Raw genomic sequence first — 15,519 nt, 5'->3', positions numbered from 1 at the left:
TGGCGGCCACTGCCTCGTACAGCGCCGTCCCGTCCATATTGACGGTGGCGCCCACGGGCAGCACGAACCGCGTCACCATCGCGGCAACGCCCAAGCCGGCGAAGCGGAGGCACGCGCCAAGCTCGCCAGCGGTGCCGCGGTGCCCGGCGAGAACCCCCAGGTCGCCGCCGCGCTGGTCCAGCGTGCCAAGGCGTCGCTCGACCTCGCGAGAACCGATGTGCGCGCGCCGGTGGCGGGTACGATCAGCCAGTCGGGCCGACTTCAGGTCGGGCAGATGATGATCACCGCCCTGCCAGCGGTCACCATCGTCCAGAGCGGCCGGTCGTGGGTGGAGGCCAATTTCAAGGAAGACGACCTCAACCACATGCGCGTCGGCCAGCCGGCGGAGGTCAGCTTCGATGCCTATCGAGGCCTGAAGCTGCACGGCCATGTCCAGTCGCTCGGTGCCGGAACGGGATCGGAATTCTCGGTACTGCCCGCGCAGAACGCGACCGGTAACTGGGTCAAGGTGACGCAGCGAGTACCGGTGCGGATCGCAATCGACGAAGCATCGCCGCGCCAGCTGATCGCCGGCCTGTCCGCCGACGTGCGCGTCGACGTCCGCCACTGATGGCCAGCGCCGCCGTCACCCGTGCCACCGACGATGCGCTGGCGACGTTGACGCCGGAACCGGTTGACGAGCGTCCGGCGCTCTACACGCGCAACCGGCCGCTGCTGACCATCGGCGTCATGGCGGCGACGGTCATGCAGATCCTCGATTCAACCATCGCCAACGTCGCGCTGCCGCATATGCAGGCGTCGCTGGGCGCGACAGCGGACACCATCACCTGGGTCCTGACCAGCTATATCGTCGCCTCCGCGGTCGCGATCCCTATCACCGGCTGGCTTGCCGACCGGATCGGCAGCCGCAACCTGTTCCTGTCGGCGGTGTTCGGCTTCGTCGTCGCTTCGATGCTGTGTGGTCTTGCGACCAGCCTGCCCGCGATCGTCGCCTTCCGAATGTTGCAGGGCATCGCCGCCGCGTTCATGAGCCCGCTGAGCCAGACGGTGATGATGGACATAAACCCGCGATCCAAGCAGGCGGGGGCGATGGCGATCTGGGGCCAGGGGGTGATGGTCGGGCCGATATTGGGGCCGGTGATCGGCGGCTGGCTGACGGACAATTACAGCTGGCGCTGGTGCTTCTACGTCAACGTACCCGTCGGCATCGCCTGCTTCGCGATCCTGTGGGCGCTGCTGCCGACGCGGGAGATCAAGGAGCGCAAGCTGGACGCGTTCGGCTTCACCGCGCTGGCGGTGGCGATCTGCGCCTTTCAGGTGATGCTGGACCGCGGCCAGAGCCAGGACTGGTTCCACAGCTGGGAGATCATCATCGAGAGCGCGGTCGCGGCGATCGCGGCCTGGTGTTTCCTGGTGCAGCTGTTCACCGCCGAGCGGCCGATGTTCGATCGCGAGCTGCTCGGCAACCGCAATCTCCTGACCGGCGTCGGCTTCATGCTGGTCGTCGGGGTGCTGATGATGGCGACCATGGCACTGCTGCCGCCGATGTTGCAGGGCCTGTTCAACTATTCGGTGTTCGACGCCGGGCTGCTGCTGGTGCCGCGCGGCATCGGCATGGTGTTCGCCATGGCGATGGCCGGCCGCCTGATGGCGCGCGGCATCGATCCGCGTGCCGTCGTCGCGCTGGGGCTGGTGGTCGCTGGTGCCTCGCTCTGGACTATGACCGGCTGGACGGTGATGATGGGCGCGAGCAATTTCGTCATCACCGGGCTGGTCCAGGGTGCGGGGCTCGGCCTCGTCTTCATCCCTCTCAACCTGATGGCGTTCGCCACGCTCGGCCCGCAATTTCGGACCGAGGGCGCGAGCCTGCTCAACCTGTCGCGCAACATCGGCGGATCGGTCGGCATCTCCGTGGTGACGGCGCTGCTCGCCCGCAACATCCAGACCAACCACGAGGTGCTCGGCAGCCACATTCCCGACCTGGGCCTTCAGGCGGCGGACCCGATCGTGTCGTCGACCCTGGGCACGACGACCGACCAATTGCTGATGATGGCCGACGGGCTGGTCAACCAGCAGGCGGCGATGATCAGCTATCTCGACATCTTCAAGCTGATGATGATCCTGACGCTGTGCGCGGTCCCTTTGCTGGTGCTGCTGAAGCGGCCGCCGGCTGCCGCGGCCGGTGCCAAGCAGGACGCGCCGGCCGTGCACTTCGACTGACGCGTCAGTCGGCCTTTTTCAGGTGCCGCCGGCCGAGCAGCTCGGCGATCTGCACCGCGTTCAGCGCCGCACCCTTGCGCAGGTTGTCGGCGACGCACCAGATGTTGAGGCCGTTCTCCACCGTCGGGTCCTCGCGCACCCGGCTGATATAGGTCGCGTCGTCGCCGGCGCTCTCGATCGGGGTGATGTAGCCGCCGTCCTCCTGCTTATCGATCAGCATGACGCCCGGAGCCTCGCGCAGGATGCGGCGCGCGTCGTCGGCGCTGATCTCGTCCTCGAACTCGATGTTGATCGATTCCGAATGGCCGACGAACACCGGCACCCGCACGCAGGTCGCGGTCACCTTGATCTTGGGATCGAGGATCTTCTTGGTCTCGACCACCATCTTCCACTCTTCCTTGGTCGAGCCGTCGTCGAGGAAGCTGTCGATATGAGGAATGACGTTGAAGGCGATCTGCTTGGTGAAGGTCTTTGCCTCGGCAGGGTCGCCGACGAAGATGTTGCGGCTCTGCTCGAACAGCTCGTCCATGCCGACCTTGCCCGCGCCCGACACCGACTGGTAGGTCGAAACGACGACGCGCTTGATGCGGGCGGCATCGTGCAACGGCTTGAGCGCCACCACCATCTGCGCGGTCGAGCAGTTCGGGTTGGCGATGATGTTGCGGCGCGTGTAGCCGTCGATCGCGGCGGCGTTCACCTCCGGTACGATCAGCGGCACGTCGGGGTCCATCCGGTACAGCGACGAATTGTCGATCACGACGCAGCCGGCCGCGGCGAAGCGGGGCGCATAGACCTTGGTCGCTTCCGACCCGATCGCGAACAGCGCGATGTCCCAGCCGGCGGGATCGAAATGCTCGATGTTGCGCACCTTGAGCATCTTGCCGGTGTCGCCATACTCGATCTCGTCGCCGGTCGAGCGCGACGAGGCCAGCACCGCCACCTCGTCGGCGGGAAACGCGCGCTCGGCGAGGATATTGACCATCTCCCGCCCGACATTGCCCGTCGCGCCCGCGACCACTACCCGGTAACCCATCTACGCCTCCACTCAAGAGGCTCCGGTTAGCGAGCGCCCGGCGATTGTCCAGCGGTCAGGCCGGCAGCGGCACCGCCGCATCGGCTTCGGGCGTCGACAGCGTGTTGCTGGCGCGGGTCGGGTGGCGGAACGGCTGGCGCTGCTTGTAGGCGAGACTGCGCCACAGCCATTCGAGCGGCCCCATGGCGAAGAAGCGCACCCAGACATTCGCGACCACCAGCACGGCCAGGACCACCGCCGTCGCCGTGCTCGCCATGCCCGCCCAGCTCATCCGGCCCCATAGCCCCGGTCCCCAGGGTGCGAACAGGAACCAGACGCCGATCACGGTCTCGAGGAAGTAGATCGAGAAGGCGGTCCGCCCCGCCGCACGGAACGGTGCGAGCAACGCCCGGCCCGGCACCGTCAGCATAAGCAGGTTGACGAGGCCGACATGACCCAGGCCCATGACGAGCCGCGCCAGCTCGGTCGTGACCCAGCCCAGCCGGGGAATCAGCTCGCGCGACACTTCGTCGTCCGCGCCGATCCAGCGCAGCGGCACCGCGACCGCATAGGCGGCGATCGTCAGGCCGACGTAGAAGCGAGCGCTGCGCCGCCCCTGGATCACGCCCCATTTCCACAGGGCGATACCGATGCACATCGCGAAAAAGGCTTCGGCAACGCCCCCGAGCAGGCTGGGATAGATGAAGTTCAGATACCCACCCCACAGAAATGTCGCGTAGGCGACGAAGCCGCTATGGTGCGCCGCGGGCTCGATCCGTTGTAGCGCCTGGGCCGTCGGCGGCATCACCTTGTGCGAGTCCCAGGTGCGCCACTGGCTGAGCGTCGCCTGGTCGGCACTGGTCAACGGCCGGTGTGCGGCCACGCTCGCCTCGACCGCACGGTGCCGGGCGAGCAGGTCGGCGCGCTGGGCATAATGGACGCCGCCTGTCACGAGCTGGAACAGCGCCATCAGGCTGCCTATCGCGACCAGCGTCTTCGGCCCCAGCCGGCGGAACGGGAACAGGAACAGCGCCGCCAGCGCATAGATGTGGAGGATGTCGCCAGGCCACAGCATCGCAAAGACATCGAACACGCCAAAGGCGAGCAACCACAGGGTGCGCCGGAAATACAGGTCGGCGACCGCGACCGGCCCGTCGGGATCGACGATGCGGGTGGTCAGTACCATCAGCCCGGCCCCGAACAGGAATTGCAGCACGCAGCGCTGCGTTCCTTCTAGCAGCACCTGGACTGCCTTCCAGGCGTGCGCGTCGGCGGGAGCCCAGCCGATCAGGGTCGGATCGAACATCGCCCGCGGCACCGACACCGCCATGAAGGGGATGTTCATGTAGAAGATGCCGAGGATCGCCAATCCCCGAAGAACATCAAGCACTTCGATCCGCGCCCTGCCCGCCACCGGCGCCAACTGCATCCCTGCCATGTGCGATTACTCCCCCGAGTCAGCGATCAACTGACACAAGGGCGCGAGTCTTGCAAATGGTCGCCGACAAAGCGGTGTCGTTACTTGTCCGGCTTGTTCTTCACCTCGCGGTCGAGGAACGCCATGATTGATCCCCACAGATGCTCACTGATCCCCGGACCGCCAACGCGGTGGGTGTAGCCGGGGTAGAACATCATCTCGAACGGCGTGTTCGTCGCCTGCATCCGCGCCACCGCCTTCAGCGAGTTGTCGAGGAAGACATTGTCGTCGCTCATGCCGTGGATCAGCAGCAGCGGGTCGCGGATCTTGTCGGCATCCTCCCACGCCCGCGCGCCGGCATAGCTTTTCGGGTCCTTGGCCGGGTCGCCGAGATAGCGCTCGGTATAGTGCGTGTCATACAACTGCCAGTCGGTCACCGGCGCGCCCGAGACCGCGGCGGCATAGACCCCGGGCGTCTTCTCGAGCATCTTGAGCGACATATAGCCGCCATAGGACCAGCCATATGTCGCAATCTTGCCGCCGTCGACGAACGGCAGCGACTTCAGGTAATTGGCCCCGGCGAGCTGGTCCTCGATCTCGACCGTGCCCATCGCGTGATAGATCTGGTTCTCGAACGCGGTGCCGCGATTGTAGCTGCCGCGGTTGTCGATCTGGAAGAAGATCCAGCCCTGGCTGACCAGATATTGCGGCAACGCGCCCTGCCAGCCGCGCGTCACCTGCTGGCCGGTGCCGGGGCCGCCGTAATGCTCGAAGAACACCGGGTATCTCTTGCCCGGCACCAGCGGCGGCGTGATCATCTCCCAGTAGAGCGTGGTGCCGTCGGCGGCCTTGATGGTGCCGAACTTGGTCGCCTGATGGCTCTGGAGATAGGGATAATAGGGGTGGCCCGGTGCCACCGCGTTCTCGTTGATCCAGGCCAGTCGCTGGCCGGTCGCATCGGCGAGATAGACCTGCGTCGGCTGCGACGGGTTGGAGCGGCGCACGATCAGGCGGCTGCCGCTTCGGTCCATGCTCGCCGCGTTGGTCCATCCGCGCTCAGTCAGGCGGGTGATCGCGCCGGGATGGGCGAGGTCTACCGAATAGATCTGTCCCTCCAGCACGTCGTCCTTGGTGCCGGCGAAGAACACGCGGCCCTTGGCCTCGTCGATGCCGACGATATCGGTCACCACCCATGGCCCGCTGGTCAGCGCCGTCCACTTGCCCTTGGCCCAGCGGTAGAGATGGCCATAGCCGGTTTGCTCCGACCGCCAGATGATGCTGCCGTCCTTCAGCGCCATCGTGTCGTGCTCGAGGTTGAGCCAGCTCTTTGCCCCCGCGCGTTCGGTGAACAGCACGCTAGCCTTGCCGGTGACGGGATCGACGCGCAGCAGGTCCAGCGTCTTCTGGTCGCGGCTCTGGCGCTGGACCAGCAGCGCCGAGCCGTCCTTGGTCCAGTCGACCCGCGCCAGGTAGATGTCTGGATTGGACCCCAAGTCAACCTTCACCTGACCCGAGCCGTCGGGCTTCATCACGTATAGATCGACCGCGGCGTTGGGGGTGCCGGCGGCGGGATAGCGTTGCTCGAAGGTCTTGGTGCCGCTCGCGCCGATCGCGGCGCGGGTGAAGACTTGGACCGGCGCGTCGTCGAACCGCTCGACGGCGATGTAGCGCTCGTCGGGGCTCCACCAGTAGCCGGTGAAGCGCTTGATCTCCTCCTGCGCGACGAACTCGGCCTCGCCCCAATGGACCGTGCCGGCACCGTCCTGGGTGATCGGCTGCCCCGCGCCGCCACCGGCCAGCGGCGCGACATGCAGGTTCTGCTTCTCGACATAGGAGACGAAATTGCCCTGCGGTGAGACCGCGGGGTTGAGCGGATCGACCGCGCCCGGCGCGAGCTTGCGAACATGACCGGCGAGATCAGCAAGGTAGAGCGCGCCATCGAGCGGTACCAGGATCGCGGTCCCGCTCGGGGCCCAGTCATAGGCGACGATGCCCTTCGACCCGCCGATCCGCGCCCGCTCGCGCTGCATTTTCTCGGCCTCGGACAGTTCCGCGCCGCTGCCGACCTTCTTGCTGTCGACCAGCATCCGCTCGGCACCGGTACGGGTGTCGCGCGCCCACAGGTCGAGCCGCTCCTTCTCGTCGGCGCGCGGCTTCAGATAGGTGAGCAACGTGCCGTCGGGCGACAGCTTCAGCGCACGCGGTTGCGAGCCCGACAGGTCGGGGCTGCCGAACACGCGCGCCAGCGTCAGCTGCTGCGCGGCGGGTGCGGCTGCAGGAGCGGCCGGCTCAGCGGCCATCGCGGCGCTCCCCACCGAAGCCAGGGCAAGAGCCAGCCACCATGCGCGCATCCCGTTTTCTCCGTGAACCGCCCACGAACGCGGGCCGACCGGTTATTACTGGACCGTCACCGCTCGTCCAGCGGATTGCATCACGCGAGCCGGGGTGCGCCGACGCTATGCGGATGGCGATGGCGGAACGGCAGTCGCCGCCCGGCGACGATCGAACGCCACGCCCATTCGACGGGAGCGATCGAGAAGCGCTCCACCCACCAGTTGGCGAGCGCAAGCAGGGCAAGGTTAATCGCCGCCGCGGTCAGCATCAGGCTCATCCAGCCGAGCTTGCCGTACAAGCCGAGCGCAAAGGGTGGAAAGAGCAGCCACAGGCAGATCAGTGTCTGCCCGACATACAGGCTGAGCGCAGTACGCCCGGCAGCAGCGAACGGCCTGAGCAGCCGCGCGCCGGCGGCGGTGCCGAGCAGCAGCCAGGCGAGGCAGATATGGCCCAGCGTCGTCGCCACCCGCGTCAGTTCCGTCGTTGCGTACCACAGGCTGGGATAGTCGACGAAACGCATCTCCTCCAGCGCGCGGCCAGTCCTCCCGCCGAGCCCGATCGCGTAGCTGGCGAGGAGCAGGACCAGATAGAAGCGTCGCGATCGCCGCCCCTGGATCACGCCCCAGCGGAACAGCGCCGCGCCGATCAGCATGGTGCCCGCCGCTTCCCATATGGAGCCCCATTCGATGATGCTCGCACCCTCGCCGATGCCGAGGTAGAAAAAGGCGTCGTTGCGCCAGGCCGCCGCAAACCAGCGTGCCGCGCTGCCGGTCGCGGCGGATTGATCACGATCATCGGCGGCAATCCGGCGCGCTTGCTGCGCGCGGCCGAGTGCGCGAGCGTGCAGCGTCCTGTTCAGCGCGGCGATCATCTTGCGGTCGGCCGCCGACGCCGGTGCATGGTGACCCGCGCGGATGTCGGCGATCCGCGCGATGCTCGTCTGGGCGCGTTGGAGGAAAAAGCCCGCCGCTCCCAGTTGCACTACCGCCAGGATGAGACCAAAGCCGAGCAGCGTCTTCGGCCCCAGCCTGCGAAACAGGAACGCGACCATCGCTGCCACGCCATAGGTGTGGAGGATGTCACCCGGCCACATCAGCAGCGACAGATGCGCGACGCCGAACATGAACAGCACGAAGTTGCGCCAGTAATAAGCGCGCATCACCGCCCATGGACCGAACAGCCAGCGCACCGTCCGCGCCAGCCGACCGCTTGGCCGCACCGCCGCCTGCCCGAGCGCGCCTGCGGCACGATCGGTCAGGATCACCATGCCGACGCCGAACAGCATCTCCAGCAGGCAGCGCGCCGTGCCGTCTGCGAGCACCTCGCGCAGGAACCATGCGGCCCGGTCGGCCGGCGTCCAGCCGAGATTGCGGACGGCCATGCCAAAATTGGCGAAGGACGCGCCCATGTCGTTGATGTTCATGAACAGGATGCAGAGGATCGCGATCCCGCGCAGGATGTCGAGCCCGGCGAGGCGCGGCGCGCCATCCGGCTCGGCGGCGCTGGTGATCACAGCAACGCCGGCCGCAGTCCCTTTAGCGTCATCCATCGACTCGTCCCTCGGAGCGGACGCTATCGTTTCGCACCACATCCGCAACGAAAAAACGGCCGCTCCAGACGGAACGGCCGTTTCGCAACAGCTTAGCGGGGCTGCCTCACTCGGCGGCGGTGCTGCCCTTGGCCGGGCGGGTGTCGCGGCGCTCGGCGATGCGCGCCGACTTGCCGGTGCGGCCGCGCAGGTAATAGAGCTTGGCGCGGCGGACGGCGCCCTTGCGGACCACCTCGATCGAGTCGATGTTGGGCGAGTAGAGCGGGAAGACGCGCTCGACGCCCTCGCCGAAGCTCATCTTGCGCACGGTGAAGCTGCTTCCCATGCCCTTGTTGGCGCGGGCGATGCACACGCCCTCATAGGCCTGGACACGGGTGCGCTCGCCTTCAACCACCTTGACGCCGACCTTCAGCGTGTCGCCGGGGCGGAACTCGGGGATGGCGCGGTTGCCGGTCAGCTTGGCGATCTGCTCGGCTTCGAGCGTCTGGATCAGGTTCATGTCTCGTCCTTCCGTCGCCGCGCGCCAGAGGGCGACTGGACCCGAGCGCCCTCATGGCGCTCCCACAGGTCCGGCCGCCTTAGCCGTGTATCGGTCTCGGCCATCGACTTGCGCCAGGCCGCGATCTTCGCATGATCCCCCGATCGCAGCACTTCGGGGATCGTGCGCCCTTCCCACGTCGGTGGTCGGGTATAATGCGGGTATTCGAGCAGCCCCGTTTCGAAGCTCTCGTCATCCCCGCTGGAGGCCGAGCCCATTACGCCGGGAAGCAGCCGGACGCAAGCGTCGAGCAGCACCAGCGCCGCCATCTCGCCGCCCGACAGGACATAGTCGCCGACCGACACCTGCTCTATGGCGCGTGCCTCGAACAGCCGCTCGTCAAAGCCCTCGAACCTCCCGCAGAGCAGCACCGCGCCCTCGCCCGACGCCAGGTCGCGGACGCGCGCCTGGGTGAGAGGCGCGCCCCGCGGAGTCATCGCCAGCGTCGGTCGGCCATCCGCAACGCTGTCGAGCGCACGAGCGACGACATCGGCGCGCAACACCATGCCGGCACCGCCGCCCGCCGGGGTGTCGTCGACGGTGGCATGACGATCGCTGGCGAAGTCACGAATGTTGGTCGCGGCCAGCGACCAGCGCTCCTCCACCAGCGCTCGGCCCGCCAGCGACAGGCCGAGTGGCCCGGGAAACATCGCCGGGTACAAGGTCAGCACGGCGGCACGCCACGTCATCGAGTCCAGTTCTCGACGCGGAGCCCGGCGATGTCACCGAAATCACGCTCGTTGTTCGTCACCAGCGTCAGGTCGAGCGCCAGCGCGTGGGCGGCGATCAGGTGATAAAGACCACGCTTGAACGGGAGGCGAGCATAGGCGAGACCAGCCCGCTCGTCGAAGGGCAAAACTGGCACCACCTCGAAGAACCGCCGCGCCTCCACTGTCGCCTCGCGCTTCGACGCGCCGATCATCACTTCGCCGAAGACAATCGCGGAGGTCACCAGCAGACCCGGCTCGAACTCCTCCACCCGCCGGCGCAGCCACGGCAGTCGACCTTCCAGGATATAAATGCAGATGTTGCTGTCGAGTAGGAAGGCTGCCTCAGCCACGGTCGAGCAGCTTCCCTTCCCAATCCAGCTCACGCTCTTCGAATAACCGATCTTCGGGAGGCAGCGGCTTCAACCCCGGGATCGACCCCCAGATGCCGGTCAGGTCGATCTTCCGCTTCGGCGCTTCCACCGGCTCGACGACATAGCGGCCCTGCTCCTCGCGCACCCGCATCTCCGTCCCGTCCTTCAGGCCAAGCGCCTTGGGCAGGCGCAAAGCCAATGAATTGCCCGACCTGAATACTTTCGCACGATACTCGTCGCCCATGGCTTCACTCCGTATATACATCCCGTATATACGACCGACCGCTCAAGCGTCAACGTTGCGGCGGAACGATGACAAGGGCCGGGCGCTCTCACCGCCATGAGTGATGTGATCGACTGTCTGATCATCGGCGGCGGCCCGGCCGGGCTGACTGCAGCGATCTATCTTGCCCGCTTCCACCTGACGCTTCGCGTGATCGACGCAGGAGCCAGCCGGGCGGCGTGGATCCCGCGGACGCGCAACCACGCCGGCTATCCTGGCGGCATTGCCGGAACCGAGCTGCTGCGGCTGATGCGTGAGCAGGCGGAGGAATATGGCCCAGCGGTGACCGATGCGACGATCGAGCACATCGCGCGCGACGGCGAGCTGTTCGTCGCTCGCACCGCGCTCGAGACGATCACCGCGCGAAGCGTCCTGCTGGCGACCGGCGTGGTCAACAACCGGCCGCGCATCGACGACGCCGGCCACGCGCTGGCGCTGCACCGGGGGCTGCTGCGCTACTGCCCGATCTGCGACGGCTATGAGGTCACCGACAAGAAGGTCGGCGTGATCGGCACCCACAGCCATGGCTATAACGAGGCGGTGTTCCTGCGCATGTACACCCGCGACGTGACCTTGGTCGCGCCCGATCAGGAACATGAGCTGAGCGACGCCGAGCGGGCGCGGCTGGATGAACTCGGCATCCATGCGGTCGCTGGCCCGTGCGAGCCGTTGCGGATCGAGGACGAGGCCATCGTGGTGCCGACACCGCAGGGCGACCTGGCGTTCGACAGCGTCTACCCGGCGCTCGGATCGGTGATCCGCTCCGACCTCGCAGTGTCGTTGGGTGCTGACGCGACCGACGACGGCTGCCTTGCCGTCGACGACCACCAGCGTACCAGCATCCCCGGTCTCTACGCGGCGGGCGACGTCGCCAAGGGGCTCGACCAGATCAGCCATGCCATGGGCGAAGCCGGTGTGGCGGCGACGACGATCCGCAACGACCTGGCGGAAACTAGAACGCTGGCGCGCTAGTCGCCAAGCTCAGCTATTCGACGAACGCTGCCGGGACCACCGCCGTCAGGCCGATCGTGGCAACCGCGACCGGCACCATGAAGCGCTTGCCGTCGGGCTTCTCGATGTCGAGAATGTCGCCGGCACCGAAATTATCGACGGCCACGACGCGCCCGACCGGCACTCCGCCGTCGGTCTCGACGGCCAGTCCGATCAGGTCGACATGATAATATTCGCCGTCCGGCAGGGGAGGCAGCGCCTCGCGCGGCACGGTCAGCAACGTGCCGCGCAATGCCTCTGCCGCCGTTCGGTCGGCCACTTCGGCGAAGCGTGCGATACCGCCCTCCCGCAACGAACGAAGCGTCAGCGCGCCGTCGTTGAACGAGCGATAGGGCGCGAGATCGTCGGCGAAGACCTTGAGCTTCACCTCGCCGCCGATGCCGTGCGCGCCGATGACCGCCGCCATGACGACGGGCATCGACGCTGGGCGCGCCTCAGCCGCGGGGCGATCCGGCTTGCTCGCCAGGCTCGTCGTCGTCGCCTTCGGCAGGGTCGGTGCTCGAGACGCCTTGTCCGATCGCGTCCTCGTCGTCATCGGCGACGGTTCGCGGATCGGGCTGAGCGGGAGGGATCGAGGCCATGGTGCGTTCCTTCGCGGTTACCGGTCAGCAACGCACCACCATGCAAAGGGATCACTGTTCGGCGGTCGCCTCGGCCTCCGCGGGCGCGTCGGCAGCGGGAGCCGCCGCGGCTTCGGCGGCGGCCGCCTGCTCCGCCTTCAGCTTCTCGGCCCGCTCCTCGGCGCGCTCGGTCGCCTTCTCGCCCGGCTTGCCCTTGTTCGGGTTGTTGCGCGCCGCGCGCTCGCGCACGCCGGCCGCGTCGAGGAAGCGGGCGACGCGATCGGTCGGCTGTGCGCCCACCGACAGCCAGTGCTTGGCACGCTCGGCATCAAGGACGATCCGCTGGTCGGAGTCCTTCGCCAGCAGCGGGTTGTAGTTGCCGATCTTCTCGATGAACTTGCCGTCGCGGGGGCTGCGCGCATCGGCCACGACGATGCGATAATAGGGCCGCTTCTTGGAGCCGCCGCGCGACAGACGAATGCTGATTGCCATGTGTATCTTCCTTCCAGATTGTTGATCGAGTTATTTCTTGCCGAAGCCGCCGAACCCCGGCGGCAGGCCGCCCGGTCCGCCGGGCAGCCCCGGCAGGCCGCCCATGCCCTTGCCGATGCCCTTCATCGCCTCCGCGAGGTCGGGACCGCCGAGCGCACCGCCCAAACCACCCATGCCGCCGCCGCCGGAGCCGCCACCCCCGAGCATCTTCATCATGCCCTTGAGGCCGCCCATCTTCTTGAGCTTCTTCATCGCCCCGGCCATCTCCTGGTGCATCTTGAGGAGCTTGTTGACCTCCTGCACCGTCAGCCCGGACCCCTTGGCGATGCGGATCTTGCGCTTGGCGGAGATGATCTCGGGCTTGGCGCGCTCCTTGAGCGTCATCGAGCCGATGATCGCGTCCATATGGACCAGCACCTTCTCGCCGCCCGCCGCCTGCACCTGCCCTTGCGCCTTCTTCATGCCGGGGATCATCCCGGCGAGCGCGCCCAGCCCGCCCATCCGCCGCATCTGCGCCAGCTGGCCGCGCAGGTCGTTCAGGTCGAACTGCCCCTTCGCCATGCGAGCGGCCATGCGCTCGGCGTCTTCCTGCTGGATCGATTCCGCCGCGCGCTCGACCAGCGACACGACGTCGCCCATGCCGAGGATGCGGCCGGCGACGCGCGACGCGTGGAACGCCTCCAGCGCGTCCATCTTCTCACCGGTGCCGGCGAACTTGATCGGCTTGCCGGTCACCGCGCGCATCGACAGCGCCGCACCGCCGCGGGCGTCGCCGTCCATGCGGGTCAGGACGACGCCGGTCAGCGGCACCTGCTCGCTGAAATTGGACGCGACGTTGACCGCGTCCTGACCGGTCAGCGAGTCGACGACGAGCAGGATCTCGGTCGGCCGCGCGATGTCGGCGACCGCCTTCATCTCGTCCATCAGCGCCTGATCGACGTGCAGCCGCCCGGCGGTGTCGAGCATCAGCACGTCGTAACCCTGTAGCTTCGCCGCCTGCAGCGCGCGCCGCGCGATCTCCACCGGCTGCTGCCCGGCGACGATCGGGAGGGTCGCGACTTCGACCTGGGTGCCCAAGGTCGCCAGCTGCTCCTGCGCGGCGGGGCGGTTGACGTCGAGCGACGCCATCAGGATCTTCTTGCCGTCGCGGCCCTTCAGGCGCTTGGCGATCTTGGCGGTGGTGGTGGTCTTGCCCGACCCCTGCAAGCCGACCATCATCACGATCGCCGGCGGCGTGACGCCCAGGTGCAGCTCTGCGGCGTCGGGGTCGTCGCCGCCCAGCATCGCGACCAGCGCGTCGTTGACGATCTTGACGACCTGCTGCCCCGGCGTGATCGAGCGCAGCACGCTCGCGCCGACCGCCTGCTCGGTCACCTCGTCGACGAACTTGCGCGCTACCGGCAGCGCCACGTCCGCCTCCAGCAGCGCGACCCGCACCTCGCGCATCGCCCCGCGCACATCCGCCTCGGTCAGCGCGCCACGCCCGCGCAGGCGATCGAAGACGCCGCCAAGCCGGTCGCTCAGACTATCGAACATGCGCCTTCACCTCCTTCACGGCCGCCGAACGCACGAAACGCCGGCGGACGAAACCTCGTCGGCCAGCGTGCGCCGGGTGGGCGCTGGGGGTGCGTTCGGGGGCTGAACGTGTTGGCTTTACTACAAGAAGAACCCTATCAATGCAAGGTCAAGGCCTATTGTGCCAGGTTAGAAGTTCGGATGCTGGCGACCAGCGTGCCACGCCTTCACGGTGCCCCATGCAAACGCAGCGGTAATCGCTGCTCGGATCGCAGCCAACGTCCAAAAACCGCTTGGATCAGAAGACAGTAGAACGATCCCACCACTCTTGGTGTGAGCCACGCCCGTATGGACCGCATATGCCAGCGACGCGGTCAGACCCACGACGATCAGCGCGAGGAAGCCGGAGATGATCTTAAAAGACATGAACTTCTTACCAAATCGCAGAAGCAGAACGTTATGGCCTGGCTTAACCGATAGCAACGTTCACTCACCGCCGGTCCGCATAGACCCGTCCTCCGTCCCCCGCTAGACGTCCCGCCATGCCCCCCGCCCCCCAGGTCATCACCCTAGGCTGCCGCCTCAACATCGCCGAAAGCGAGACCATCCGCGCCCTGCTCGGGACCCGCGACGCGGTGGTGGTCAACAGCTGTGGGGTGACTGGCGCCGCCGTAAAGGAGACGCGCGCCGCGATCCGGCGGCTGCGGCGGGAGCGGCCCGGCGCTGAGCTGATCGTCACCGGCTGCGCGGCGACGATCGACCCCGCCGGCTTCGGCGCGATGGCCGAGGTCGACCGGGTGGTCGGCAACGCCGCCAAGCTGCTGTCGGCCAGCTGGGGAAGCGCCCTCGCGGCCGCGCCGCGTGCCACCTTCGCACGTCACGCCCGCGCGCTGGTCGCGGTGCAGAACGGCTGCGACCATGCCTGCACCTTCTGCGCGATCCCCGCCGGGCGCGGGGCGAGCCGGTCGACCGCGCCCGACGCGGTGGTCGAGCAGGTCGCCGGGCTGGTCGCGGCGGGGCATTGCGAGGTGGTGCTGACCGGGGTCGACCTGACCAGCTACGCGCACCCCGACGCGGCGACATTGGGGGTGCTGGTCGAGCGGGTGCTGCGCGCCGTCCCCGCCCTGCCCCGGCTGCGGCTGTCATCGCTCGACTCGATCGAGGTCGACCCGTTGCTGGAGGAGCTGCTGACCGGCGAGTCCCGCGTCGCGCCGCACGTCCACCTGTCGCTCCAGGCGGGCAGCGACCTGATCCTCAAGCGGATGCGGCGGCGGCACAGCCGTGCGCAGGCGGTTGCGCTGGTCGAGCGGCTGCAGGCCAAGCGCGCCGACATCGCGATCGGTGCCGACCTGATCGCCGGCTTCCCGACCGAGGACGACGCCATGGCGGCGGACAGCCTGGCGCTGATCGACGATTGCGCGATCGTCCACGCGCACGTCTTCCCCTATTCGCCCCGCGCCGGCACGCCTGCCGCGCGGATGCCGCAGGTCGCGCCGGCGGTGGCGCG

The 15,519-nt window shown here is 67.6% G+C and carries 17 protein-coding genes and 1 pseudogene; 4 read left to right on the top strand and 14 right to left on the bottom strand.

Going from position 1 to position 15,519, the window contains the following annotated elements; all coding sequences use genetic code 11:
* Positions 1-79: cation:dicarboxylate symporter family transporter (locus HUU96_RS15290; RefSeq protein WP_368039734.1), on the bottom strand; the 79-nt coding region annotated here is incomplete at its 3' end.
* Between the two features lie 9 nt (positions 80-88).
* On the opposite strand from HUU96_RS15290, the pseudogene HUU96_RS03085 reads away from it, so the two are divergent.
* Together HUU96_RS03085 and HUU96_RS03080 are read left to right on the top strand one after the other, a co-directional pair.
* Positions 89-610 (top strand): annotated as a pseudogene (locus HUU96_RS03085) (HlyD family secretion protein); the annotation flags it as partial.
* The gene (locus HUU96_RS03080; protein WP_174291397.1) at positions 610-2,220 is read left to right on the top strand and encodes a DHA2 family efflux MFS transporter permease subunit; all 1,611 of its coding nucleotides are present in this window, start codon (positions 610-612) and stop codon (positions 2,218-2,220) included. The pseudogene HUU96_RS03085 and the gene HUU96_RS03080, both read left to right, overlap by 1 nt.
* A 4-nt stretch (positions 2,221-2,224) precedes the next feature.
* Here HUU96_RS03080 and HUU96_RS03075 read toward each other — a convergent pair whose 3' ends face one another.
* The 8 genes from HUU96_RS03075 to HUU96_RS03040 all read right to left on the bottom strand — a co-directional run bounded on the left by HUU96_RS03075 (position 2,225) and on the right by HUU96_RS03040 (position 10,395).
* A complete protein-coding gene (locus tag HUU96_RS03075) occupies positions 2,225-3,253 on the bottom strand; it encodes an aspartate-semialdehyde dehydrogenase (protein ID WP_174291396.1) in 1,029 nt (342 codons plus the stop codon).
* 55 nt (positions 3,254-3,308) lie between these two features.
* On the bottom strand, positions 3,309-4,670 hold the full coding sequence (locus tag HUU96_RS03070) for a DUF418 domain-containing protein (protein ID WP_174291395.1): 1,362 nt from the start codon (positions 4,668-4,670) through the stop codon (positions 3,309-3,311).
* An 80-nt stretch (positions 4,671-4,750) separates the two neighbouring features.
* Positions 4,751-7,000: a S9 family peptidase gene (locus tag HUU96_RS03065; protein ID WP_174291394.1), complete on the bottom strand. Its 2,250-nt coding sequence runs from the start codon at positions 6,998-7,000 to the stop codon at positions 4,751-4,753.
* Between the two features lie 80 nt (positions 7,001-7,080).
* Positions 7,081-8,532 carry a DUF418 domain-containing protein gene (locus tag HUU96_RS03060; RefSeq protein WP_174291393.1) on the bottom strand — a complete coding sequence of 484 codons (1,452 nt, stop codon included), beginning with the start codon at positions 8,530-8,532 and terminating at the stop codon, positions 7,081-7,083.
* Positions 8,533-8,638: 106 nt separating this feature from the next.
* Positions 8,639-9,031 (bottom strand): 50S ribosomal protein L19, encoded by a 393-nt coding sequence (rplS, locus tag HUU96_RS03055; RefSeq protein WP_174291392.1) that lies wholly within the window; start codon positions 9,029-9,031, stop codon positions 8,639-8,641.
* The gene (trmD, locus tag HUU96_RS03050) at positions 9,028-9,759 is read right to left on the bottom strand and encodes a tRNA (guanosine(37)-N1)-methyltransferase TrmD (protein WP_174291391.1); all 732 of its coding nucleotides are present in this window, start codon (positions 9,757-9,759) and stop codon (positions 9,028-9,030) included. Before trmD ends, rplS begins: the two co-directional genes overlap by 4 nt.
* Entirely contained in the window at positions 9,756-10,130 is a 375-nt protein-coding gene (locus HUU96_RS03045) for a type II toxin-antitoxin system VapC family toxin (RefSeq protein ID WP_174291390.1), read from the bottom strand. Before HUU96_RS03045 ends, trmD begins: the two co-directional genes overlap by 4 nt.
* Positions 10,123-10,395, bottom strand: coding sequence for an AbrB/MazE/SpoVT family DNA-binding domain-containing protein (locus tag HUU96_RS03040; protein ID WP_174291389.1), 273 nt, complete (start codon positions 10,393-10,395; stop codon positions 10,123-10,125). The genes HUU96_RS03045 and HUU96_RS03040 overlap by 8 nt, the downstream gene beginning before the upstream one ends.
* 96 nt (positions 10,396-10,491) lie before the next feature.
* Here HUU96_RS03040 and HUU96_RS03035 point away from each other — a divergent pair, with 96 nt between their 5' ends.
* The gene (locus HUU96_RS03035) at positions 10,492-11,406 is read left to right on the top strand and encodes an NAD(P)/FAD-dependent oxidoreductase (RefSeq protein ID WP_174291388.1); all 915 of its coding nucleotides are present in this window, start codon (positions 10,492-10,494) and stop codon (positions 11,404-11,406) included.
* Between the two features lie 13 nt (positions 11,407-11,419).
* Here the strand turns inward: HUU96_RS03035 and rimM are convergent, their stop codons facing one another.
* The 5 genes from rimM to HUU96_RS03010 all read right to left on the bottom strand — a co-directional run bounded on the left by rimM (position 11,420) and on the right by HUU96_RS03010 (position 14,438).
* A complete protein-coding gene (gene rimM / locus HUU96_RS03030) occupies positions 11,420-11,851 on the bottom strand; it encodes a ribosome maturation factor RimM (protein ID WP_254604928.1) in 432 nt (143 codons plus the stop codon).
* Positions 11,852-11,879: 28 nt separating this feature from the next.
* The gene (locus tag HUU96_RS03025; protein ID WP_174291386.1) at positions 11,880-12,026 is read right to left on the bottom strand and encodes a hypothetical protein; all 147 of its coding nucleotides are present in this window, start codon (positions 12,024-12,026) and stop codon (positions 11,880-11,882) included.
* Positions 12,027-12,077: 51 nt separating this feature from the next.
* The gene (gene rpsP / locus HUU96_RS03020; RefSeq protein WP_174291385.1) at positions 12,078-12,497 is read right to left on the bottom strand and encodes a 30S ribosomal protein S16; all 420 of its coding nucleotides are present in this window, start codon (positions 12,495-12,497) and stop codon (positions 12,078-12,080) included.
* 30 nt (positions 12,498-12,527) lie between these two features.
* A complete protein-coding gene (gene ffh, locus HUU96_RS03015; RefSeq protein ID WP_174291384.1) occupies positions 12,528-14,033 on the bottom strand; it encodes a signal recognition particle protein in 1,506 nt (501 codons plus the stop codon).
* 168 nt (positions 14,034-14,201) lie between these two features.
* A complete protein-coding gene (locus HUU96_RS03010; RefSeq protein WP_174291383.1) occupies positions 14,202-14,438 on the bottom strand; it encodes a hypothetical protein in 237 nt (78 codons plus the stop codon).
* Between the two features lie 116 nt (positions 14,439-14,554).
* Here HUU96_RS03010 and HUU96_RS03005 point away from each other — a divergent pair.
* A partial coding sequence (locus tag HUU96_RS03005) for a MiaB/RimO family radical SAM methylthiotransferase (RefSeq protein ID WP_174291382.1) occupies positions 14,555-15,519 on the top strand: 965 nt, incomplete at its 3' end.

This window comes from Sphingomonas bacterium, assembly GCF_903644135.1.
GTDB lineage: Bacteria > Pseudomonadota > Alphaproteobacteria > Sphingomonadales > Sphingomonadaceae > Sphingomonas.
This window is presented reverse-complemented; position numbering and strand designations above follow the sequence as displayed.

What these genes read in the sequence shown, in the direction of transcription:
- HUU96_RS03080 (WP_174291397.1), top strand. Translation starts at nt 610, where the DNA reads ATGGCCAGCGCCGCCGTCACCCGTGCCACCGACGATGCGCTGGCGACG.
- HUU96_RS03075 (WP_174291396.1), bottom strand. Translation starts at nt 3,253, where the DNA reads ATGGGTTACCGGGTAGTGGTCGCGGGCGCGACGGGCAATGTCGGGCGG.
- HUU96_RS03070 (WP_174291395.1), bottom strand. Translation starts at nt 4,670, where the DNA reads ATGGCAGGGATGCAGTTGGCGCCGGTGGCGGGCAGGGCGCGGATCGAA.
- HUU96_RS03065 (WP_174291394.1), bottom strand. Translation starts at nt 7,000, where the DNA reads ATGCGCGCATGGTGGCTGGCTCTTGCCCTGGCTTCGGTGGGGAGCGCC.
- HUU96_RS03060 (WP_174291393.1), bottom strand. Translation starts at nt 8,532, where the DNA reads ATGGATGACGCTAAAGGGACTGCGGCCGGCGTTGCTGTGATCACCAGC.
- rplS (WP_174291392.1), bottom strand. Translation starts at nt 9,031, where the DNA reads ATGAACCTGATCCAGACGCTCGAAGCCGAGCAGATCGCCAAGCTGACC.
- trmD (WP_174291391.1), bottom strand. Translation starts at nt 9,759, where the DNA reads ATGACGTGGCGTGCCGCCGTGCTGACCTTGTACCCGGCGATGTTTCCC.
- HUU96_RS03040 (WP_174291389.1), bottom strand. Translation starts at nt 10,395, where the DNA reads ATGGGCGACGAGTATCGTGCGAAAGTATTCAGGTCGGGCAATTCATTG.
- HUU96_RS03035 (WP_174291388.1), top strand. Translation starts at nt 10,492, where the DNA reads ATGAGTGATGTGATCGACTGTCTGATCATCGGCGGCGGCCCGGCCGGG.
- rimM (WP_254604928.1), bottom strand. Translation starts at nt 11,851, where the DNA reads ATGGCGGCGGTCATCGGCGCGCACGGCATCGGCGGCGAGGTGAAGCTC.
- HUU96_RS03025 (WP_174291386.1), bottom strand. Translation starts at nt 12,026, where the DNA reads ATGGCCTCGATCCCTCCCGCTCAGCCCGATCCGCGAACCGTCGCCGAT.
- rpsP (WP_174291385.1), bottom strand. Translation starts at nt 12,497, where the DNA reads ATGGCAATCAGCATTCGTCTGTCGCGCGGCGGCTCCAAGAAGCGGCCC.
- ffh (WP_174291384.1), bottom strand. Translation starts at nt 14,033, where the DNA reads ATGTTCGATAGTCTGAGCGACCGGCTTGGCGGCGTCTTCGATCGCCTG.
- HUU96_RS03010 (WP_174291383.1), bottom strand. Translation starts at nt 14,438, where the DNA reads ATGTCTTTTAAGATCATCTCCGGCTTCCTCGCGCTGATCGTCGTGGGT.